The sequence below is a fragment of the Altericista sp. CCNU0014 genome (genome assembly GCF_044923475.1).
Lineage (GTDB): Bacteria > Cyanobacteriota > Cyanobacteriia > Thermosynechococcales > Thermosynechococcaceae > JAAURS01.
This window is the reverse complement of record NZ_CP137338.1, coordinates 1-20,332: the sequence shown is the minus strand read 5'-3', so window position 1 is coordinate 20,332 and position 20,332 is coordinate 1. Positions and strand designations below refer to the sequence as shown.

The 20,332-nt window shown below is 52.3% G+C and carries 22 protein-coding genes; 12 read left to right on the top strand and 10 right to left on the bottom strand.

Features of this window, described 5'->3' with window-relative positions:
• Positions 1–131: 131 nt before the first annotated feature.
• Positions 132–905, bottom strand: coding sequence for a YebC/PmpR family DNA-binding transcriptional regulator (locus R6H26_RS00110; RefSeq protein WP_404787244.1), 774 nt, complete (start codon positions 903–905; stop codon positions 132–134).
• A 217-nt stretch (positions 906–1,122) separates the two neighbouring features.
• Here R6H26_RS00110 and R6H26_RS00105 point away from each other — a divergent pair, with 217 nt between their 5' ends.
• The 5 genes from R6H26_RS00105 to R6H26_RS00085 all read left to right on the top strand — a co-directional run bounded on the left by R6H26_RS00105 (position 1,123) and on the right by R6H26_RS00085 (position 4,486).
• Positions 1,123–1,392 (top strand): type II toxin-antitoxin system Phd/YefM family antitoxin, encoded by a 270-nt coding sequence (locus R6H26_RS00105; RefSeq protein WP_404787242.1) that lies wholly within the window; start codon positions 1,123–1,125, stop codon positions 1,390–1,392.
• A complete protein-coding gene (locus R6H26_RS00100; RefSeq protein ID WP_404787241.1) occupies positions 1,379–1,657 on the top strand; it encodes a type II toxin-antitoxin system RelE/ParE family toxin in 279 nt (92 codons plus the stop codon). The genes R6H26_RS00105 and R6H26_RS00100 overlap by 14 nt, the downstream gene beginning before the upstream one ends.
• Before the next feature lie 215 nt (positions 1,658–1,872).
• Entirely contained in the window at positions 1,873–2,538 is a 666-nt protein-coding gene (locus R6H26_RS00095) for a hypothetical protein (RefSeq protein WP_404787239.1), read from the top strand.
• Entirely contained in the window at positions 2,528–3,829 is a 1,302-nt protein-coding gene (locus tag R6H26_RS00090) for an ABC transporter substrate-binding protein (RefSeq protein WP_404787237.1), read from the top strand. Before R6H26_RS00095 ends, R6H26_RS00090 begins: the two co-directional genes overlap by 11 nt.
• A 42-nt stretch (positions 3,830–3,871) precedes the next feature.
• The gene (locus tag R6H26_RS00085) at positions 3,872–4,486 is read left to right on the top strand and encodes a hypothetical protein (RefSeq protein ID WP_404787235.1); all 615 of its coding nucleotides are present in this window, start codon (positions 3,872–3,874) and stop codon (positions 4,484–4,486) included.
• An 88-nt stretch (positions 4,487–4,574) separates the two neighbouring features.
• On the opposite strand, the gene trxA is transcribed toward R6H26_RS00085, so the two are convergent.
• The 4 genes from trxA to R6H26_RS00065 all read right to left on the bottom strand — a co-directional run bounded on the left by trxA (position 4,575) and on the right by R6H26_RS00065 (position 8,186).
• Positions 4,575–4,895 carry a thioredoxin gene (gene trxA, locus R6H26_RS00080; RefSeq protein ID WP_404787233.1) on the bottom strand — a complete coding sequence of 107 codons (321 nt, stop codon included), beginning with the start codon at positions 4,893–4,895 and terminating at the stop codon, positions 4,575–4,577.
• Positions 4,896–5,196: 301 nt separating this feature from the next.
• A complete protein-coding gene (locus R6H26_RS00075; RefSeq protein WP_404787232.1) occupies positions 5,197–6,360 on the bottom strand; it encodes a GuaB3 family IMP dehydrogenase-related protein in 1,164 nt (387 codons plus the stop codon).
• Positions 6,361–6,443: 83 nt separating this feature from the next.
• Positions 6,444–7,469: a type I glyceraldehyde-3-phosphate dehydrogenase gene (gap, locus tag R6H26_RS00070; RefSeq protein ID WP_404787230.1), complete on the bottom strand. Its 1,026-nt coding sequence runs from the start codon at positions 7,467–7,469 to the stop codon at positions 6,444–6,446.
• Between the two features lie 225 nt (positions 7,470–7,694).
• Complete coding sequence (locus tag R6H26_RS00065) at positions 7,695–8,186, bottom strand: redox protein (protein WP_404787228.1); 492 nt, start codon at positions 8,184–8,186, stop codon at positions 7,695–7,697.
• A 223-nt stretch (positions 8,187–8,409) separates the two neighbouring features.
• On the opposite strand from R6H26_RS00065, the gene R6H26_RS00060 reads away from it, so the two are divergent.
• Positions 8,410–9,291, top strand: a complete 882-nt coding sequence (locus R6H26_RS00060; RefSeq protein ID WP_404787227.1) for a LysR family transcriptional regulator — start codon at positions 8,410–8,412, stop codon at positions 9,289–9,291.
• A gap of 15 nt (positions 9,292–9,306) precedes the next feature.
• Here R6H26_RS00060 and R6H26_RS00055 read toward each other — a convergent pair whose 3' ends face one another.
• From R6H26_RS00055 to R6H26_RS00045, 3 genes are all read right to left on the bottom strand, one after another.
• Positions 9,307–10,188, bottom strand: coding sequence for a hypothetical protein (locus tag R6H26_RS00055; RefSeq protein ID WP_404787225.1), 882 nt, complete (start codon positions 10,186–10,188; stop codon positions 9,307–9,309).
• Between the two features lie 597 nt (positions 10,189–10,785).
• Positions 10,786–12,426: an acetolactate synthase large subunit gene (locus R6H26_RS00050; RefSeq protein ID WP_404787223.1), complete on the bottom strand. Its 1,641-nt coding sequence runs from the start codon at positions 12,424–12,426 to the stop codon at positions 10,786–10,788.
• Positions 12,427–12,437: 11 nt separating this feature from the next.
• A complete protein-coding gene (locus tag R6H26_RS00045; RefSeq protein ID WP_404787221.1) occupies positions 12,438–13,814 on the bottom strand; it encodes an NAD-dependent succinate-semialdehyde dehydrogenase in 1,377 nt (458 codons plus the stop codon).
• A 219-nt stretch (positions 13,815–14,033) separates the two neighbouring features.
• Here R6H26_RS00045 and R6H26_RS00040 point away from each other — a divergent pair, with 219 nt between their 5' ends.
• Genes R6H26_RS00040 through ldpA form a run of 4 tightly spaced genes read left to right on the top strand, consistent with a single transcriptional unit; the run spans position 14,034 to position 16,016 of the window.
• Positions 14,034–14,489 (top strand): NAD(P)H-quinone oxidoreductase subunit N, encoded by a 456-nt coding sequence (locus tag R6H26_RS00040; protein WP_404787220.1) that lies wholly within the window; start codon positions 14,034–14,036, stop codon positions 14,487–14,489.
• Positions 14,490–14,497: 8 nt separating this feature from the next.
• Positions 14,498–14,707: a DUF6888 family protein gene (locus tag R6H26_RS00035; protein WP_404791468.1), complete on the top strand. Its 210-nt coding sequence runs from the start codon at positions 14,498–14,500 to the stop codon at positions 14,705–14,707.
• Complete coding sequence (locus tag R6H26_RS00030; RefSeq protein ID WP_404787218.1) at positions 14,704–14,928, top strand: DUF6887 family protein; 225 nt, start codon at positions 14,704–14,706, stop codon at positions 14,926–14,928. Before R6H26_RS00035 ends, R6H26_RS00030 begins: the two co-directional genes overlap by 4 nt.
• A gap of 20 nt (positions 14,929–14,948) precedes the next feature.
• On the top strand, positions 14,949–16,016 hold the full coding sequence (ldpA, locus tag R6H26_RS00025; protein ID WP_404787216.1) for a circadian clock protein LdpA: 1,068 nt from the start codon (positions 14,949–14,951) through the stop codon (positions 16,014–16,016).
• A gap of 250 nt (positions 16,017–16,266) precedes the next feature.
• Here the strand turns inward: ldpA and egtD are convergent, their stop codons facing one another.
• Positions 16,267–17,283, bottom strand: a complete 1,017-nt coding sequence (gene egtD / locus R6H26_RS00020) for an L-histidine N(alpha)-methyltransferase (RefSeq protein WP_404787214.1) — start codon at positions 17,281–17,283, stop codon at positions 16,267–16,269.
• A 286-nt stretch (positions 17,284–17,569) separates the two neighbouring features.
• On the opposite strand from egtD, the gene tilS reads away from it, so the two are divergent.
• Positions 17,570–18,577 (top strand): tRNA lysidine(34) synthetase TilS, encoded by a 1,008-nt coding sequence (tilS, locus tag R6H26_RS00015; RefSeq protein WP_404787213.1) that lies wholly within the window; start codon positions 17,570–17,572, stop codon positions 18,575–18,577.
• A gap of 79 nt (positions 18,578–18,656) precedes the next feature.
• Complete coding sequence (locus R6H26_RS00010; protein ID WP_404787211.1) at positions 18,657–18,851, top strand: hypothetical protein; 195 nt, start codon at positions 18,657–18,659, stop codon at positions 18,849–18,851.
• 1 nt (position 18,852) lies between these two features.
• Here the strand turns inward: R6H26_RS00010 and dnaA are convergent, their stop codons facing one another.
• Positions 18,853–20,232 carry a chromosomal replication initiator protein DnaA gene (gene dnaA / locus R6H26_RS00005; RefSeq protein ID WP_404787209.1) on the bottom strand — a complete coding sequence of 460 codons (1,380 nt, stop codon included), beginning with the start codon at positions 20,230–20,232 and terminating at the stop codon, positions 18,853–18,855.
• Between the last annotated feature and the right edge of the window lie 100 nt (positions 20,233–20,332).

The following is a 20,332-nucleotide window of genomic DNA, read 5'->3' as shown; positions in this document are numbered from 1 at the left end:
GCTTTGAGCGTCCAAATCGATCGACCTTTAGCTTAGGTATACCCATTCTCGCCAGAGAAGCGATCATGTAGGACATATTTTTTTTTACGCCTGCTCGATCTTTTTCAGGCATCACCCTAAAACGCTCTACTTCAGGCGATCGCCGCGGTCATCAGGTCCACCTGCATCTCAAAGTTAGCAGTGACGCTCTGGATATCGTCGAGGTCTTCTAGGGCATCGATCAGCTTGAGGAGTTTGCGGGCTTGCTCTTCGTCAGTGACTTCGACCAGGTTGTTCGGGATCCACCGGAGTTCAGAGTCGCGGACGGTATAGCCCTGGGTTTTAAAGCTTTGGACTGTTTGCTCGAGGCGATCGCCGTTGCAAAACACTTCTACAAGCGTCTCCCCATTCTCGTCATCTTCTGCAATTTCGTAGGTTTCGGCATCGGCAGTCAAGAGCGCGTCTAAAAGCCGATCTTCGGTATCGGAATGCATCAAAGTCACGACGCCTTTTCGATCGAACATCCAGCCGACGCAGCCCGTTTCGCCCAGGTTGCCATTTTGCTTCGTAAACGCGAGGCGGACTTCAGCCGCTGTTCGGTTGCGGTTATCGGTAAAGGCTTCAATCAGGACGGCCACGCCGCCGGGTCCGTACCCTTCGTATCGGATCGACTCCCAGCGATCGCCATCTTGCCCCCACTGGCCGGAACCCTTGGCGATCGCCCGTTCGATATTTTCGTTGGGGATACCTGCGGCTTTGGCTTTTTCGATAGCTGACCGAAGCTGAAAGTTTGCGTTGGGGTCGGGCAACCCCTGACGGGCAGCGACAATCATTTCCCGAGAGAGCCGCGCAAAAATTTGGGCTTTTTTGGAATCAACAACGGCCTTCTGGCGCTTGATGTTGGCCCACTTACTATGTCCTGCCATTGGTTACGGATTGGATATTTGGGTCAAGACTTAAATTTTAGCTTTGCGCTGAACTTCTTAATCAGATCGTCTGACAGTAATCCATTGACGTTGGCCATGTTGCCTCCAGCAATTTCTTGCCCATCTAGCGTAAATCAATGCTTGCGGAACTCGTCAATCAAGATCGTCAGATTGTACAATTTGACTATAAAATAACTTTTTTGTTGAGGGGATGGCGATGAAAACCTTCACACTGACAGACGCTCGGAACCGCCATGGAGAAGTGTTTGACCAGGCCATGATGGAACCGATCCTTTTGACCAAACAACAACGACCCACTCACGTCATTCTCTCGGCTCAAGCTTATGAAGAGTTGACGGAGCGGTTAACGCTGCTAGAGGATTTGGCTTGGGGCAAAACTGCTGAGACAGCACTTCAGCAGTCTTCTGTGGTGGATGCAGATGCTTTTACGGCTGCGTTGAGGCAGTTGGCGGATGGCGAAGCTTGATGGCCTTGAGGCTGTGCTTGATTTTCTCAAGGGGCTACAGCCTAAAATTGCGGCTCAACTCGCAAAGAAGGTTTTAACGCTCAATGTTGACCCACTGCCTCCAGATTCTAAGGCGCTGAAGGGTTACTCAAATTTATTTCGGGTAGATTCTGGAGAGTACCGCATTGTCTACCGCTATGTGTCCCAAGATGACCTTGTGACCATTCTTTTGGTGGGTAAGCGCAATGACGATGAGGTCTATAAACAGCTCAAACAACTATTCTGAGCATGGCAATCAAGCATTTATTTTACAGACAAGTTTCGAAAGACAAGCTGGAGTGTTTGGGTATACCCTAAAGTAAAAACGGCTGGAGGTTGATTGGTTGGTATTGGTACAATGCTGCCCTTGAAGATGGCTGTAAAATACCCGAATAGACTTTACAATAAAATTGCCTAAAATCTGTTATGGCTTAAATCTTGAGCAACAAGGTTTCCACGATTATGATTGCAAAAATCAGCGAAATCCTTAGAAATGGAGCTTTGTTTGACATGAAAAACTGGGGAAATGAGCCTCTAAATCTTGAGAGCTTGCCCAGCATCCTGAATCAGTTATTTCTTGCTTTATCTGAACGAAAAACTAACTACGTATTGGTTGGTGGCATTGCACTTCTAAGCTACATCGAAGGACGTAACACCCAAGATATTGATTTTATCTTGTCGAAGTCAGACCTTGAGTCCATGCCAGAAATTCTGATCGTCGAAGAAAATCAAAACTTTGCCCGTGGCTTTTTTGGCGATTTACAGATCGATCTATTACTCACAGATAACAACCCGCTTTTCGATCTTGTTAAACGTCAATATGTAACAGAGCAAGTATTTGGCAATCGCACGATTCGCTGTGCCACAGTTGAAGGCTTACTGCTTCTAAAACTTTATGCCTTGCCTTCTTTATATAGACAAGGACAATTCGATCGCGTCAGTCTTTATGAAAATGATATTTTACAACTTTTATTGAAATATCCTGTCAATCTCGCTCAGCTCTGTGAAATTTTGTCTTCATTCTTGCTCCCTAGCGACCTGCAAGAAATTCAGGGCATCGCCTCTGATATCCAAGCCCGGATCCGTCGCTTCCAGACTACCCAAACTCGGCTCAACGATGAAACCTAAAATCGCCTCTCCATTCTGGTGCGCGTGCTGCGTAGTGGCGCTTTTGTTTTGCATAACCCTTCAGGGATGTGCCGCCCCCAACGCGAGTCAGTCTCCGCTCAAACTCACCCTATGGCAGGGCGTCAATCCGCCGTCGAATCGAGAGGTTTTGCAAAAACTGGTCGATCGCTTTAACCAAAGCCATCCAGACATTCAAGTAGAGTCCCTCTACATCGGGCAGCCCGACCAGCAAATGCCCAAAATTCTGGCCTCCGTCGTGGGCAATGCCCCGCCCGATCTGCTGTGGTTTAACCCTACCCTGACCGGACAACTGATTGAACTCAATGCCATCCGCCCGCTCGATGAATGGCTGGCCCAGTCTCCCGTCAAAGCCCAACTGGATCCAGCCTTACTGACCTCCATGCGCTATGAAGGTCGCGACTGGTCGATGCCCTTCGATACCAATAACATCGGTATCTTTTATCGGCCCAGCCTCTTCAAAGCCGCTGGCATTAAAACGCTACCCAAAACTTGGGCGGAGTTCCGGGCAACAGCCCAACGCCTCACCCAAGACACCAACGGAGACGGGCGGACCGATCGCCACGGGATTCAGCTTGCCCTGGGAAAGGGGGAATTTACCGTATTTACCTGGCTGCCCTTCCTGTGGAGTGCTGGCAGCAATGTCGATACAACCCCGATCGCCAATGGCCTTACGGTTAAAGTCCGCCAAGACGGAGCGATCGCCGCCCTTAGATTCTGGCAAGACCTCGTGAAAGACGGCTCCGCCATCCTGTCTCAGCCAGAGCGAGGATACGAACTGGATAATTTCTTAGCCGGCAAAGTTGCCATGCAAATTTCCGGCCCTTGGACCCTGGGCCAGCTTCAGCAAGCAAACGTAGACTTTGGCGTTTTCCCCATGCCCGTCCAAGACAAGCCCGTCACAGCGTTAGGGGGCGAAAATCTATTTGTGCTCAGAACCACCCCAGAGCGCGAACGCGCGGCCTTCGCCTTTGCAGAATATGCTGCCAGCGAAGGTTTTCAATCAGAATGGGCCTTAGGAACGGGTTACCTTCCCGTCAACCTAAAATCTCGGGAAACCGCTGAGTATAAAGCCTTTATTCAAAAGCAGCCTAGCTTAAATGTGTTTTTAGAGCAGATGGCAAACGCGCGATCGCGACCCATCTTCCCAGGCTATACCAGAGTTTCCGAAAACTTGGGTCGCGCGCTGGAAGCCACCCTTTTAGGGCGCGCGCCTGAAGTAGCCCTTGCAGAAGCGCAATCGCGAATTGACCTCATTTTTGCCGCTCCATAAGCCCTTCGCGACTTTCCCATCCCTTTTTCAAGAGGCTAACCCATGGTCGCTCAGCACCCCATCCCGCAAGATGTTTTGATCGATGCCATTCAGTGGCAGATAGATCCCGCCCAGCGAAAAAAACCAGATAGTTCTGCCGTTGCCGAGGCCCTCAGACAGGCTGAGCGCTGCGGCAAGCGAACCCATTCTGCCAAAACAGACGAACAGCTCTTAGGTTCGTGGCAGCTGTTGTTGATTGCAAAATCCAAACGCCCTTCCGGTCAATGGATTCCCCCATGGACTCAGATTCAGATAACCTACACTCAAGACCGACTTTCAGGTCTAGAGAGCTCCCCAAACTCAAATCTTGCCACTGCTGGCGGACTTCACAATCAGGTCAAGTTGGGACCCTTAGCACTCACCCTCAGCGGCCCCACGTCATTTCATCCCGGTCAGGGCATTTTAGCCTTCGACTTTACGCGCATCAAAATAGAGATAAACCAGAGAATCTTGTACAGCGGCTTTATACGAGGTGGAAAGGGCCAAGAATCTCAGTTTTATTGCCTGCCACTCAAGCAGCAGGCATTTTTTCGCTTTTTCTGGACCGCACCCCAGGGGATTGCCGCCCGTGGAAAAGGGGGCGGGCTGGCTTTATGGGCAAAAAAATGTGCTGGCTAAACTTAAACAGTACAACCAGCAGCAAAAGCGAATCGTTTGAGGTCGTGCAGCAACTGCATTGTGCCCCGAAACAGTAGCAACAGCTTGCCTAGATATATTTTTCCAGCGTGTTGGCCAGCGTGGTTTTTGGGACTGCACCCACCACCATATCAACCCGCTGACCGCCCTTGAAAATCATGAGCGTAGGAATGCTGCGAATTCCGTATTGGCTGGCGATCGCCGGATTCTCGTCCGTATTCACCTTCACGACCTTAATTTGGCCTTGGTATTGTTCAGCAATTTCATCCACAACGGGCGCTACCATTCGGCAAGGACCGCACCAAGGTGCCCAAAAGTCCACCAAAACGGGAACGTCGCTATCGACCACTTCTTGCTTAAACGTTGTATCTGTGACTGCAGTTGCTGTCATGCCCGCACAACCTTTCTTATAGATGCTCTACAGTTCCTACATTAGCAGGATCTTGAGTCTATCTGCCTTAATTTCGATCCCAAACTTAACACCTCAATCGAACTTTCCAACAGGAAGCCGCCCGAACAATCGTCCAGGCGGAGTGTGGTGTGAGGAGTGAACGGAAACTTGCGTCTCCGCTACTCTCCATTGTATGCAAGCATTCACACTTTGCCATCTACTTCGGCCAGAATTCTCTAGCAGCAAATGTAAAGTGTTGCCATCAGTCGCTAGAATGGGGCGCTACAGTCGTAAGACTTTATTATTTGCCCATTCCTAACTTTTGCGCTTTTTGATAAACCTTACCTTCCGTCAGCAAAGAAGGGGCAATGACGACCTCCACCTGCTGCATTTCTCTCAAATCCTTGGCTCCTAACGTTCCCATACTGGTTTTAAGCGCGCCCAAGAAATTGTGAGTCCCATCATCCAATTTGGCAGGTCCTCTTAAAATTTGTTCTAAGGTTCCCGTGGTCCCTACATTAATGCGGGTTCCTCTAGGTAGAACGGGGCTTGGCGTCGCCATCCCCCAATGAAATCCCCGTCCTGGCGCTTCTTGAGCGCGGGCAAAGGGAGAACCCATCATGATGGCATCCGCACCACAGGCAATACACTTGCACACGTCGCCCCCCGTTACCAAGCCACCATCCGCAATAACCGGAATATACTTGCCGGTCTGTTTGAAGAAGTCGTCGCGGGCAGCGGCACAATCCGCGATCGCCGTTGCTTGGGGCACGCCAACCCCCAGCACCCCACGAGAGGTACAGGCAGCGCCTGGGCCAATCCCCACTAGTACCCCAGCCGCTCCGGCATTCATCAAATCCAGCGTTACGTCATAGGTGACGCAATTCCCCAAAATGACAGGAATCGGCATCTCGCGGCAAAACTGGGCTAAATTCAGCGGCGTCACCGAGTCCGGCGATAGATGGGCTGTAGAGACGACTGTGGCCTGAATAAAAAATAAATCAGCCCCAGCTTCGGCCACGGCCTTGCCAAATTGACTGGCCCCAGCGGGCGTCGCACTAACAGCAGCAATACCGCCTTGGCCCTTAATCTCCTGAATGCGCTGGCGGATCAGCTCCGGCTTGATCGGCTCGGCATATAAGTGCTGCATCAACGCAACAAATCCGTTGACATCCACTTGAGCGATCTGGTCCAAAATAGGTGCGGTATCGGCATAGCGGGTTTGAATCCCTTCCAAGTTGAGCACGCCTAGAGCGCCCATCTGAGAGAGCTGCACCGCCATCCCCACGTCTACAACCCCATCCATCGCACTCGCGATCATCGGAATTGCTCTTTGAATCCCGCCTATTTCCCAACTCGTATCTGCCAACTGCGGATCTAGCGTCCGACGGCCTGGAACGAGGGCTATTTCATCCATTCCGTACGCTCTACGAGCGGTTTTGCTACGGCCAATTACAATATCCACGCTTGTTACCCATCCCAGAACCTTTTAGTTAGCCTAACAAAGCCTGAGTAACACTGTCAAAGACGGTTTGGGTCGCTTGAAGGCTAGAGCAAACCGTCCTTTTGGGCCATATAAGTCATTAAATCTAACACCCGATTGGAGTATCCCCATTCGTTGTCGTACCATCCAACCACCTTAAAGAAATTGGCATTCAGTTCCATTCCAGCATCGGCATCAAAAATAGAGGAATGGGCATTGCCCTGAAAATCAGTCGAAACGACTGCCTCGTCGGTATAGGCCAAAACTCCCTTCAGCGATCCCGATGCGGCCTGCTTCATTGCCTCGCAAATGGCCTGATAGCTGGTAGCCTTCTCGGTCTTAAAGGTGAGGTCGACCACGGATACATCTGGCGTCGGGACGCGAAAGGCCATTCCGGTGAGTTTCCCCTTGAGTGCAGGCAGTACTAGCGCCACGGCCTTAGCCGCCCCCGTTGAAGAAGGGATAATATTTTGGGCCGCACCGCGTCCGCCGCGCCAGTCTTTTTTGCTCGGGCCGTCTACCGTAGGTTGAGTTGCTGTCATGGCGTGAACAGTGGTCATCAATCCTTCGCTGAGGCCAAAGTTTTCGTGGAGTACCTTGGCTAACGGCGCTAAGCAATTGGTGGTACAGCTTGCATTGGACACCACGGTATCTTGACCGGGATCGAACTGCTCGTGATTGACGCCTACCACAAAGGTACGGACGCGTTCCGGTTCTTTCGTAGGAGCAGACAGAATGACGCGTTTCGCACCCGCTTTGAGATGATTTTCAGCGCCTTGAAAATCGGTAAATAAACCCGTCGATTCGACGACGTAATCGGCTCCCAACTGTCCCCAAGGCAATTCCGCAGGATTGCGCAGGGCGTAGCAGGGCACAAAATGGCCGTCTACCGCAATCCCTTCTTTGCTGGCCGAAACATTTCCGCTAAACGGGCCGTGGGTAGAGTCGTACTTCAGCAGGTAAGCCAAGTTGTCGGGCGGAACCAGATCGTTAATGCCGACAAATTCAATGTTTGGGTTGCCTAAACCTGCGCGAAAGACAAGACGGCCAATCCGACCAAAACCATTAATACCGATACGGAGGGGAGCCATAATAATTCCTTTACACCTTTGCCAGGCAGAGATACTCACAGGAGAAATCTAAAACTCGCGCTAGAGCCGTAAATTAGCTCGACAGAGTTCGATCTTTAGGGTTTATATCATAGGGCAATTCAGTAAAAAGAGGGCGGATACCCATCGGCCCTCTCTGGCAATTCGCGACTCCACCCTGGGAAGCCATCGGGATAAATCGATCTAAAACGGTTTCAAGCTCCCCGCCTATGCCGCAATGCGAATCGGGCCTGAGAACCCATGCATCTCAGGCATTACGCCCTCTTTAGAGGTGATCCGTCTGAGGCGGGCAATATCGGCACTATTGTAAACTCGAAACTCTCGTTCTACAGTGGTGGCGACCGATCTGACAGCCTGATTTAGCACCACGGATCCATCGGGGTCGGAGATGGAGCGGTGAAAGGTGCCGGGCGGAATTCTGAGAATATCTCCACCTGCCTCTAGGCGCACCATGTGATAGGGGTGTTTCCAAGTAAAGTTAACTAAATAAAAGGTGCGCCCGCCGCTGAGCGCCATCAGGTTATCTTCTTGATGGGGATGCAGGTAAAATTGCCAAAAGTCATCTGCATCGTTGTTGGGACTGACGGCTGGTCCGCTATGGATGACCAAGTCGCGGGCGTTGGAGGTATCGATGGTGATATCAAAGAACCGGACGTTCGGGGTATCTCGAAATTTGCGATAGGAAATAAGGTCAAACATACGATCTGATAGCGGAAACTTCTAAAATGGGCGTTGGCGGAGCAGAAAATCCAGATATTAAAGGTTGGCTTGCTTGCTGCTTAAAACGATCGGTTGAAGACAGTCTTGTCGCTCAAGCGGCACCAAATACTCTTGCTAATGTGAACTAATGTAATCTTCACCGAGCAATGAAACAAAAACTAAATCGGTTCGTATCTATGCGGAAAGCGAATATAAGTCATAGATGAACATTTCTCATCTCAAGGTTTTCATGACAGTCGTCGAAAAGGGCAGCTTTTCACTGGCGGCGCTGGAATTAGGAGTATCGCAGTCGGCGGTGAGTCGGGCGATCGCCTCTCTAGAGCAAGAGCTAGGGGTTTCGTTGCTGGCTCGGGGTCGGTTTGGGGCCTATGCGACAGACTTTGGCGATCGCGCGAAGGTTCATTTTCAGCAGATTTTGCAAGCAGAGGCCGCCATTGAGGCAGAGGCAAACCGAGAGAAAAACCTCTACGGCGGTCGGGTCAGGATTGCATCGTTTCGCAGCGGGGCAACCCATATCCTGCCGCCGCTGATTGCAAAATTTTCGCAGCGGTTTCCTCACGTAGAGGTGTCTTTAGTCGAAGCAGATCCGAATACCGTCGAACAGGCCCTGCGCGAGCACCGCGTAGACATTGGCTTGATGCCCCTCCCCCGGACCTCCGCTGATTTTGAAACCTGGGAAATCATGCGGGATGAGTTTGTCGTTCTCTTGCCGCCCTCGACCAGGCCAGCGCCCGATCCTCTCACCTGGGAAGACCTGCGCCGATGTGCGTTTATTCTTTACAACTATGCAGAGTGCACCACCGCAGTACGGCAGCACTGGCAGTATTGGAAACAGTCCCTCAAGGTGGCCTACGAAATCAAAGAAGATTCAACCATTGTCAGCATGGTTTCCCAGGGCTTAGGCGCAGCGGTATTACCCAAACTGGCCGCACTGCCCATTCCAGAAAAGATTCAAGTGCGATCGCTGCCTAACCCGCTCGAGCGCAATATTGGTGCAGCAGTGCTGGCCAATATTTGGCATTCTCCCGCAGTATTTACGTTTCTAGACTTGCTGAGAGGGCGCGGGATTTTTACGCAGGGCTGAGATTGGCATCCAAATCTAATCAGACGCATCTCTTTGACGCTTGATGGGTTTGGGGACAGGACGCGATTCTCGGTTTGGGTTGGCCGCAGCATTGCTGCGATTGGCAAGATTGGGCTTTGCCGAATACGGCATTTTAGTAAAGGGCTTACCGGCAGCGCGCTTCTGGGGGCGCTGATTTTTTTGAACGGGCATTAACGCAATCGAGGTACCATTTTGCAGCACTAAATCATTGCCTTGACGTTTGACGTTCAGATCCCAAAAGTATCCCACTGCTTTTTGGGGCAACGTGCCGATAATTTTGAGCTTAAATGCTTTGTTCCGTTCGTCGCGACTTTTAGTCTTGCGGGCCGTCTGCTGAATTTTGACGTAAAGGAGTTCTTTCTCGTTGGATTGATAGACGATCTGCCCGCGCACTGAGAAATAGCCATCTTCGATGGGCTGGGCCAGCTCGGTATTGGCTGAGGCAGGAGCAGCTTGCTCTTCTCCGGTAATGGGGCTAAACCCATCGGCGGACCACACCCCAACCACCTGAAGGTGCAGCGTTTGTTCTTTTTCTCGCGTGCGGGGATACACCACCCAAAAATAGAGGCGATCTAGATCGATATACTTCTTAACCAAACTCATCACCTGCCCCAGCAGCACGGCATCAATCTGGAGTCCGCCCTCAACCTCAAGCACCCCGCGATTAAACCGATCTTCAGACGGTCGATATTTACCCTGCACCAAACCAATTGCCCGGAACTGCATCGGTTCGCTGGGAGGCGAAATGGGCTGCTGGCGACTCATTGTCATTGACGGCATTTCCTCCACCCCCTCAGATGGCAGTTCTGGGGAGGAGTTTAAGGCTGGATTGCTGTCATCGCTAGAAACAGAACGAGAAGCATTCGATTTAGTCATGGGCATAAAGGCGTATCGACAGGTTGATTGAGTTGGATCGGCTAGAATCCATTAGATTGAGATGGCCATTTTTATAGAGATTGATACTTGGATTTTAAAGTTATCTATCCATCTTGAGTAGGCATAATCTAACAAGAATCTCTAGAGCCTTTAGCACCGCAAAGATTCATTACACTATAAAAGTTTTAATTTCATTCGCCTAAGATCCATTGCAATTAGGGATCCTAAAGCGAAGTCCAATGAAGGGCGCAATCTAAGTTAACAGCTTTACAGCCAAGATTTCAACGATTTTGGTTTTTCAGAGCGATTTTTGGATTGCGGTGCGACGATTCTCTTTCTCAAGCATCAGGGGGCCATTTTTCTTTGACAAGAATTTAATTTTGAGCCTGAGCCTTAAACCCCGCGCTAAGGTCGACAAGGCCTCGACGCAGATATACAAAGCTTTTAAAATTATTCCCAAAAAACTTGAGGTTTTACCTCGCTCCCGCACATCCATAACAACGATACTCCGATTTGAGGTACGCCCCAATAGGCGCGGAGGTTGAGAGCCTAAAATCTAGCGGAGAATGTTTGGGAGCGAATGGGGCAAGCTGACTTTCATTCGGTTTGGCAGGCTAGAGAGCCCGATTTTTGACTGAAAAGCAGGTTTTCGCGGTAGTCGATCGGACAATCGATCACTGCGGGAAGGTCTTGGACTAATGCTTCTTTGAGGATGGGTAGCAGGTCTTCGCTTTTAGTGACCCGGTAGCCTTTAAGCCCCATGCTTTCAGCGAGCTTGACAAAGTCGGGGTTGCTAAATTTGATGAAAGAAGACGATCCAAAGTGCTGCATCTGCTTCCACTCGATCAGGCCGTAGCCGCCGTCGTTGAAAATGAGGGTGACGAAGGGGGTCTTGAGGCGCAGGGCCGTTTCCAACTCCTGCATGTTCATCATGAAGCCCCCATCACCCGTGGCAGCTACGATGCGGCGATTGGGATGAACCAGTTTGGCGGCGATCGCCCCCGGTATGGCAATCCCCATGGCTGCAAAGCCGTTGGAGATCAGGCAAGTATTGGGAAGGCTGCAATGGTAATGCCGGGCAATCCACATTTTGTGAGCGCCCACGTCTGAAATTAAGATGTCTTCGTCGTCTAGAACGTGACGGAGATCGTAGATGAGTTTCTGGGGGCGAATCGGGAAACCGTCGTCTCGGGCGTACTGCTCGTAGTCGGCTAGGATGTCAGGCCGGAGTGAGAGGGCATAGGGGTTGGGCTTTGAAGAGCGATCGCAGCGTTTGAGAATTTCTTGAAGCGAATCTGAAATATCCCCCACCACCTCGACCTGGGGCATGTAACTGCTGTCAATTTCGGCGGGCGTCGCGCTGATGTGGAGGATGGGAATATCGCCCGTGGGGTTCCATTTTTTGGGGGAGTATTCGATCAAGTCATAACCGATGGCAATTACTAAATCGGTGCGGTCAAAGCCGCAGCTAATATAATCCCGTTGCTGCAACCCCACCGCCCATAGCGCTAAAGGATGGGTATAGGGGATTACACCTTTGCCCATGAAGGTGTTGGCGACGGGTAGGTTGAGTTGGGTGGCAAACTCGGTGAGGGCAGCGGCAGCCTGGGCGCGAATGGCTCCGTTGCCGACGAGGATCAGCGGGTTCTCGGCTTTGGCCAGAGCAGCCGCAGCCTCATCCAAGCTATGGAAAGAGGCAAAAACCCGATCCAAGTCGTTTTTGCGGAGGGGATGGCCCTTGGCAGGCATTGCCGCTACGTTTTCGGGGACGTCAATATGAACCGCGCCCGGTTTCTCGGTTTGGGCCACTTTAAAGGCTTTACGGACGATTTCAGCAGTGCTGTCCGGCTGGACGATTTGCTTGCTCCATTGGGTGACGGGCGCGAACATCGCCACCAAATCCAGGTACTGGTGGGACTCGATGTGCATGCGTTCGGTGCTGACTTGTCCGGTAATGGCCACGAGGGGCGCGCCGTCTAGGTTGGCATCGGCCACGCCCGTCATCAGGTTGGTAGCGCCGGGGCCGAGGGTGGAGAGACACACGCCAGCCTGTCCGGTCAGCCTGCCGTAAACGTCGGCCATAAAGGCAGCGCCTTGCTCGTGGCGACAGGTCACAAATTCAATCGAAGAGTCTTTAAGCGCTTCTAAAATATGTAAATTTTCTTCCCCTGGCAGGCCGAAGATATATTTCACGCCCTCGTTTTCGAGACACTGGATCAGTAATTCTGCCGTATTCATAAACCAACCCCTCATTTCACCCAAACGGTTTTGATGTTAACGAATTCCAAAATGCCAGGCCGCCCCAACTCGCGACCGTAACCAGAATGCTTGGTGCCGCCAAAGGGCAGGCGCGGGTCCGACTTGACCATCCCGTTGATAAACACCGAACCTGCCTCTAGCTCGCAAATCAAGCGCGTGCTCTCTTGCCGATCGCCAGTCCAAGCGCTTGCTCCCAGCCCGAAGGGCGTATCGTTGGCTAGGGCGATCGCCGCATCTAGATCGGGCACCACAAACAGCAGCGCGACGGGTCCAAAAAATTCCTCTCGATACATCGGGCAGGTTTTGGGAATATTTTTGAGAATCGTCGGTTCGTAAAAATAGCCCTCTGGCGCGTCAGGCCAGAATTGACCGCCCGTCAAAAGTTCGCCGCCACCCGCAATCGCCGCTTGAACCTGCTGGTGGAGCTGTTCCCGAATGGTCGAGGTCGCCAAGGGGCCGAGGTCGGTCGAGGCGTCCGCCGGATCGCCTATTTTGAGGTTGCGAAATGCCCGGACGAATTTTTCCGTAAAGGCATCCGCCACCGGGTCCAACACGATAAAGCGTTTGGCCGCAATACAGGACTGGCCGTTGTTCAGCATCCGGGCCTTCACGGCCACGGCCACAGCTTCGTCGAGGTCGGCGCTGGCAGTCACGATAAAGGGATCGCTGCCCCCTAACTCCAGTACCGTCTTTTTCAAACATTCCCCGGCAATTTTAGCGAGGTTGGCTCCGGCTGGTTCGCTGCCCGTTAAGGTTGCGGCTTTGACGTGGGGAGAGCGGACGACCGCTTCAACTTGTGCAGCAGAAATGAGGAGGGTTTGAAAGGTGCCCGCCGGGAACCCAGCTCGATCCAGGAGTTGCGCGATGGCGATCGCGCATTGGGGCACGTTAGAGGCGTGCTTCAGCAATGCTGCATTCCCCGCCATCAACGCCGGAGCGGCAAATCGAAACACCTGCCAAAACGGAAAGTTCCAAGGCATGACTGCCAAAATGACGCCCAAGGGCTGGTACTTAACCCAGGACAAACTGGCATCGCTGGGCGCTGGCTCGTCGGCCAAAAAGGTGACGGCATGTTCGGCGTAGTAGTCGCAGACGAGCGCGCATTTTTGGATTTCGGCGATCGCCTGGGTAATGGGTTTGCCCATCTCCAGGGTCATCAGTTCGGCCAGGGTTTGCTGCTGCTGCGCATCCCGCAGGAGCGCGGCAGCATTGCTCAACCAATAACTGCGCTGGGCGAAGGAGGTGTGGCGATATTGCTCGAATGCCCGTTGGGCGACCTCGATCTTAGCTTGAACTTCTTTATCGTCGAGGGGTTCAAACGATTTTATCCATTGACCTGTCGTAGGGTTGACGCTGGCGATACCCATCTTGGCACCTCGCTAGGCAAGGTAAACTGTTGCTTTCTGCCACGATCATGACAAATTCAGCGGTTTATAAAGCTCAAGATTGCGGAAACATGATGAAAAGTTACACATAGAGAAATTCCAAATCGTCCATCAACAGCGATAGAATTATCGAGAGAGATCCAGCTCAGAGTTTTTCTGCACTGAGTCACAACCACCCAAGCATCCCCCCAGAAAGCGATTATGGCTTTATTCGTCACAGGCAAAAAATTTATTCAAGACGTAGAGACAGCAGGTGCTGTTGGGGTTTACGTGCCCCTTGAGGGTGGCTTTGAAGGTCGCTACAAGCGTCGGATCCGGGCAGCGGGCTACGCGACGCTGTTCGTGTCAGCGCCGGGAATCGGCGACCTCGCGTCCTACCTAACGGGGATTCATGGCGTGCGACCCCCTCATGTCGGCAAAAATGCGATTCGCACCTTCTTTTTGCCGCCCTTCGTCAGCTACCAGCTCGAAAATTTGCCCCCTAAGGCCAAGGGTCTCGTCCTGTGGCTCTATGACGGTCAGCGGCTCTCCCAGGAAGAGCTGGCGTACCTTAAAGAACTGACTAAAACGGAACGCCGCTTGAAGGTAGTGGTCGAGCTGGGCGGGGCGCGAGACTTTATGTGGAAGCCCCTCACCGCAGTTTTAGCCGCTGCTTGATCGATTAGATTTCTTTTTTACAGTCGCCAGGAGTAAGCTTTATTCCTACTACTGAACAAAAAACTCAATGTTATGTGTTGTGCTGCTGGTTTACCAAGCTGTACCTTCCCGTAAACATTGTTCGTCTGGACGAGAGGACAGGGAATGTCTTCTTTTTAGCGGGCGAAGAAAATATCATAGAAATCTACCCCAATGGCAAGTGGAGGTACATTAGATGAGCCACCCTGACTTTCGACTCATGAGTCAAGATGAGCTACGCGACTATTTTCTGTCGCATCGAGAGGATCGAGATGCTTTCTATGCCTACGTCGATCGCCTTCATACCGAAGGGGATTGGGTTGAAATGCCCCCACTTGAGTCGTTGCAGGACTTAGCGCGTTATCCTGAGTTTACAAAGCGTTTTCAGGACGGATCGACGCCGAAAGATAGCGCAGCTTAAATATTTGTTTATCATCTCTTGTGGCCGATCGATACTCTCCCCTAAACGCCCTACAAAATGGTCATTGGTTTAAGCTGATCTGTGGGGCTAGCTTTCAGCATCTGCCTGCCATCCGAACCTTGGCGTTGGTCTATACCCTGGCGGGGGCAGACTGCATTGATGTCGCTGCTGATTCTGCCGCGATCTATGCGGCTCGCTCTGGGGTCGAAGCCGCCCAGGCATTGCTTGAGGCCAATGGATCGGAGGCTATCCGTCAGGTTTGGTTGATGGCGAGTCTCAACGATGGCGAAGATCCGCATTTCCGCAAGGCGGTTTTCGACCCGCAGCATTGTCCGCCGGATTGCCCGCAACCTTGCGTGTCGATTTGTCCCGCCCAGGCGATCGCCTTTTCCCCTTCTCAATCCGGCGTCATGGCAGAACGCTGCTACGGTTGCGGGCGCTGTTTGCCGATTTGTCCCGTGGGGCAGATAGAAACACGATCGCAACCCGCAACCCCTGCCTCGATTCAGCCCTTAGTGCGGGAAGGCATCGTGAGCGCGCTAGAGCTTCACACCCAGGTGGGGCACGAGGCCGAGTTTCAGCACCTGTGGCAGCAGATTCAACCCGCGCTCGAGCACTTAAAGGTTCTGGCCGTGAGCTGTCCTGACGGTGAAGGGGCGCTTGCGTATCTCAGCACTTTGTACGACTTGATGAAGCCGCTCCCCTGTCCGCTCGTTTGGCAAACCGACGGTCGTCCGATGAGCGGCGATATTGGCGATGGGGCAACGCGGGCGACGATTAATTATGGGGAACGGGTTCTGCGATCGCCTCTACCTGGCTTTGTGCAGTTGGCCGGTGGGACCAATCGCCATACGGTCCCAAAACTGAAGGAAAGGGGTTTGTTGAAGTCCGCTGCCTCGGAATTAGGGAGCGCGCGACCTTGGATTGCAGGCGTTGCTTACGGCAGCTACGCGCGATCGCTGTTGAGCGACATTCAAGTCCGGCTGGAAGCAATGCCGCAGTCTTCTTTCCGATTGGAAGACTATCCCGATCTGCTGGGTGACGGGGTAGATCTGGCCGCACAACTGATCGCGCCGCTCAAGGGGTAGCAGTTGAGCAGCCCTCCAGACGGACAAACGCTGCTATACGGGATGACCGCCGAGCGGGTCGGTCTCCGAGGAGCAATTCCCATCGAAACTGCAAGGGTGGAAGTTCCCAGCTACAACTCATTGCAGGTTGATGTTAGGTGTTGGCAATCCGATCGCAACTATCTAAAAAAATATTGCGATCGCATTTTGTTTCGCCCACTGAAAAGGCGATCGCAGCGTTGCGGCAGCACCGCGATAGGCGATCGTGCGATTACGGACAATCCTGGTTTATACATTGTCGCTGGCAAAGTAGCAATGCAAACCACGCATTGGGGTCAGTCCAAGTTTTTAGAGGGGCGATCGCGCATTCTTCCAAAATACCAACCAATGTAGGCAGGTGAAACTTTCGAGAAATCTCCGTCCGAATCGTTTCCTCGGCCTGGAGTAAAACCTTGAGGTTCAAATCTTGCAGAATGACGGTTTGCGAGCTAAGACTTCGCAGGTGCATTTCAATGCGATGCTCGACGGTGTTGTAAAATGCCCAATGCTGAAACTGCGTGGAGTCGAAGTCGCCCTGAAATTGACGGTTGAGGTGGGACAGAATATTGAGGTTGAAAGCGGCTGTAACGCCTTGAGCATCGTTATAGGCAGCTTCTAGGATAGGAGTCGGCTTTTGCAGATCTACGCCGAGCAGAAAAAACTCCCCAGGCTGTAGGGCTTGCTGAATCAGGGTGAGGAAGTCATTACATTGGGTTGGATTCAAGTTCCCAAGGGTACTTCCCAAGAAAATTAGCATTCGGTTTTTGAGGCTTGTGCGAGGAAGCTGTGCGAGCGCTTGTTCGTAGGTTCCGGCCAGTCCGCAAAGCCGCAGGGCTGGGTATCGATCCAGCAAATCTAATGCAGTGGTTTTGAGAATTCCCGCACTGACATCAATCGGCCAATATTGCAGGCGATAGTCGATTTTGCTGTAGGCATCCAGCAGGAGGCGAGTCTTGCGGGAACTTCCACTGCCTAGTTCCACCAGTTCGCAAGGACCCGTCAGTTGGGCAATTTCTGGCGCGAAAGCTTCTAGAATAGCTTGCTCGGTACGGGTTGGATAGTATTCCGGCAAGTCGCAGATTTGCTCGAAGAGCGCCGAACCGATATCGTCATAGAAATACCGACACGGTAACGTCTTAGGCGTTTGGGCCAGTCCTTCAATGACGTCAGTACCTTCAGGAATATCCGTATCGGATGAATTTAATGTAATCCAGCGAAGGCGCTCGTTCTCTTTTTGTCCGATCTGCACTTGGGATGTCTCCTCAATGAATTAGCGTATCTTCTGGAATGAGTCTAAGACTTTCGGCTGCCCCTCGCATTCGTCAAATTGCTGAATTAGTTTAGCAACTCAGCCCGTCCATCCGGTTTGATAGAGGAAGTATCCATCCTGATGCCTAATCCATTCTGAAGCTGAGATTAAAAGTTCATGAGGGCGACAGCATGTTCTTACCATAGATTGCCAAACGATATGCTTGAACGAGAGCTTAAGCGTCAACATTGAACCTCTTGCACGAATATTACAAGCCCCTAGCCGTATGAGCTGGACTGCCCTTCACGCGATCGTTCACCAAACCCTTCGCCAGCGAAAGCTTTTAAGCAAAGGGCAATCGATCGCCCTCGCGTTTTCGGCGGGGCAAGATTCGATGTGTCTGCTGCAAATTTTGCGAGACCTGCAGCCGAAGTGGGGCTGGAGACTGGCGATCGCCCATTGCAACCACCGCTGGCCGTTAGACTCCGATGCCAACGCCGCCCATGTCGCCCAACTGGCTGAAGATTGGAACCTAGAGCACTACAGCTTTACCGCACCGCGCCGGCTAAAAGGCGAAGCAGAGGGTCGCGATTGGCGCTATGAGGTTCTCAAAGATTGGGCAGAAGTGGAAGGGTTTAGCGCTATCCTGACCGCTCATACGGCGAGCGATCGCGCTGAAACGCTGCTGTACAACCTTCTGCGCGGCAGTGGCATGGACGGGTTGCAGGCGCTCGCTTGGCAGCGTCCCTTGTCGGAGCGGGTACGACTCCTGCGTCCGCTCTTGGGGATTGCGCGGCAGCAGACCGGGGAGTTTTGTACCCAGCACCAGCTCCCGGTTTGGGAAGACGCGATGAACCAGGATCTGGCTTATCGTCGCAATCAAATTCGGTTAGCACTGTTGCCTTTACTGCGCCAACAGTTCAACCCCCAAATCGAGACAACCCTGGCCAGAACTGCCGAACTCCTTCAGGCTGAAACCGATTATTTAGATCGATCGGCTCAGCAGGTGCTGGAACGGGCCACCGTTTCATCAGCCAATCTCCCGACAGCACTGGCTACTCTAGATCGACCCGTTTTACAGCAGACTCACCTAGCCTTGCAGCGAAGAATTCTAAGGCTTTGGCTGCACCGCCACCTCAATATTCAGCCCAATTTCGAGCAGATCGAGAAGGTGTTAAGGCTAGTGGACGGCAACAACGGCGATCGCACGGATCCGCTCGTGGCTGACATTATTGCCGAAGTGCGGCACCCGTGGCTGTGTTTGCGCCATCTAGACAGCTCGGCTCATCCATAAACAGTTAGCCCGAAACAGCCAGAACCTCCCCAACTGGAGCACGGGTATTGGCATTCGCGGCCTCATTCTGTCAAAGTCCGTGCTAACACTATCAGCAGGGAGTACCTTAAAACGTTCGCTCGGACAAGCCAATTCCATGAACTACGGCGCGTTTTATCAATTTCCAGTGGGCGATCGCCTCACCCTATCCCTCAGCGTGACGATCGTCAACAACCCCACAAAGCCGAACAATCCTGACATTCAGGGAGCCATCCAAGCTTCGTTTTCGTTTTAATTCAATTTTGAGATTGAGCATTGGCCAGACGATCGCGCAACTGCCGCAGATTTTGAGCCAAAGTGGGATCGGTCTTCTGAAGATCGCCCACTTTTTCGCAGCTGTAGAGCACCGTCGTATGATCTTTGCCCCCAAATTCCTCGCCAATTTTGGGCAAGCTCAACCCCGTATGCTGCCGCATTAAAAACATCGCCACCTGACGGGCCGTGCTGATATCGCGCCGCCTTGAATTTCCCTTTAAATCTTCAACCGAAATACTGAAGGTTTCCGCCACGGCATTGATAATCGTATTGGGCGAGGCCGTCAGCTTGGTGGAGGAAGGCGTCAGCACCGGGGCAATATTTTCCACGGTCATGGGCAGACCGGAGATCGAAATGTAAGCGACCGCCCGGATCAACGCCCCTTCCAGTTCCCGAATGTTTGAGGTGTAGGAAGACGCAATGTACTCAATCACAGCACGCGGGAGCCGGATGTTTTCGTACTCCGCCTTTTTTTGCAAAATCGCCATCCGCGTTTCGAGGTCGGGCGGCTGAATGTCCGCGATCAGCCCCATCGAAAACCGAGAGCAGAGACGCTCTTGGAGCCGGGGGATTTGGCTAGGGGGGCGATCGGAGGCCAGCACCACCTGTTTGCCCGCCTCGTGGAGCGTATTAAAGGTATGGAAAAACTCTTCTTGGGTGTATTCCTTCCCCTCAATGAACTGAATGTCGTCTACCAACATGACGTCTACGGCGCGGTAATGCTCTCTAAAACTCTGCATGCCATCTTTACGAATCGCCGCAATCAGGTCGTTGGTAAACTGCTCTGTGGAGACGTAAAAAATCTTAGAGTCGGGGCGAATTTCAAGGCGATAGTGGCCGATCGCCTGCATCAGATGGGTTTTGCCCAATCCGACCCCGCCGCACAAAAACAACGGATTGAACTCCCGCCCCGGCGATTCCGCAACCGCAAGGCAAGCCGCATGAGCCATCCGATTGTTCGGACCGACCACGTATCGAGAGAACGCATACTTTGGATTCAGGGCGCTCCCGCGCGATCGCTGCCCGGTCGCGTCCGATCCGTTCGATTGCGAAGGGTTAGGAGCAGAAACCACCACTGGCTCCGACAGCCCGGAACCCATCTCGCTCTCGTCTTGATGCACTTCAATCTGAATCTCGACCGGGTGCCCTAAGAGTTCTTGCACCACCTCGGAAATGGTTTTGATGTAGTACTTCTGGAGCCAATTGCGCGCAAACGGATTTGGGGTCTGTATTACCAAGCAGCCATTCTCTAGCTTCTCCGCATTGGCCGTTTTAATCCAAGTTTCAAAGGTTGGCCGACTTAACTGGAGCTGCAAACGCTCTAGGACTTGATTCCAGAGACTTTCAACGGAAGTTTCCACAATTGACCTCAAATGGCGGCAGCGACTCGGACGCGCGAGAACAGATCGCTCCGACCATCTTAGATGATTCATCTCTGGAAGCGAAGAGAGATTTTCTTAA

Bases quoted from the DNA above. Each gene is read 5' to 3' on its own strand.
- R6H26_RS00110 (WP_404787244.1), bottom strand. From the start codon at position 905: ATGGCAGGACATAGTAAGTGGGCCAACATCAAGCGCCAGAAGGCCGTT.
- R6H26_RS00105 (WP_404787242.1), top strand. From the start codon at position 1,123: ATGAAAACCTTCACACTGACAGACGCTCGGAACCGCCATGGAGAAGTG.
- R6H26_RS00100 (WP_404787241.1), top strand. From the start codon at position 1,379: ATGGCGAAGCTTGATGGCCTTGAGGCTGTGCTTGATTTTCTCAAGGGG.
- R6H26_RS00095 (WP_404787239.1), top strand. From the start codon at position 1,873: ATGATTGCAAAAATCAGCGAAATCCTTAGAAATGGAGCTTTGTTTGAC.
- R6H26_RS00090 (WP_404787237.1), top strand. From the start codon at position 2,528: ATGAAACCTAAAATCGCCTCTCCATTCTGGTGCGCGTGCTGCGTAGTG.
- R6H26_RS00085 (WP_404787235.1), top strand. From the start codon at position 3,872: ATGGTCGCTCAGCACCCCATCCCGCAAGATGTTTTGATCGATGCCATT.
- trxA (WP_404787233.1), bottom strand. From the start codon at position 4,895: ATGACAGCAACTGCAGTCACAGATACAACGTTTAAGCAAGAAGTGGTC.
- gap (WP_404787230.1), bottom strand. From the start codon at position 7,469: ATGGCTCCCCTCCGTATCGGTATTAATGGTTTTGGTCGGATTGGCCGT.
- R6H26_RS00065 (WP_404787228.1), bottom strand. From the start codon at position 8,186: ATGTTTGACCTTATTTCCTATCGCAAATTTCGAGATACCCCGAACGTC.
- R6H26_RS00060 (WP_404787227.1), top strand. From the start codon at position 8,410: ATGAACATTTCTCATCTCAAGGTTTTCATGACAGTCGTCGAAAAGGGC.
- R6H26_RS00055 (WP_404787225.1), bottom strand. From the start codon at position 10,188: ATGACTAAATCGAATGCTTCTCGTTCTGTTTCTAGCGATGACAGCAAT.
- R6H26_RS00050 (WP_404787223.1), bottom strand. From the start codon at position 12,426: ATGAATACGGCAGAATTACTGATCCAGTGTCTCGAAAACGAGGGCGTG.
- R6H26_RS00045 (WP_404787221.1), bottom strand. From the start codon at position 13,814: ATGGGTATCGCCAGCGTCAACCCTACGACAGGTCAATGGATAAAATCG.
- R6H26_RS00040 (WP_404787220.1), top strand. From the start codon at position 14,034: ATGGCTTTATTCGTCACAGGCAAAAAATTTATTCAAGACGTAGAGACA.
- R6H26_RS00030 (WP_404787218.1), top strand. From the start codon at position 14,704: ATGAGCCACCCTGACTTTCGACTCATGAGTCAAGATGAGCTACGCGAC.
- tilS (WP_404787213.1), top strand. From the start codon at position 17,570: ATGAGCTGGACTGCCCTTCACGCGATCGTTCACCAAACCCTTCGCCAG.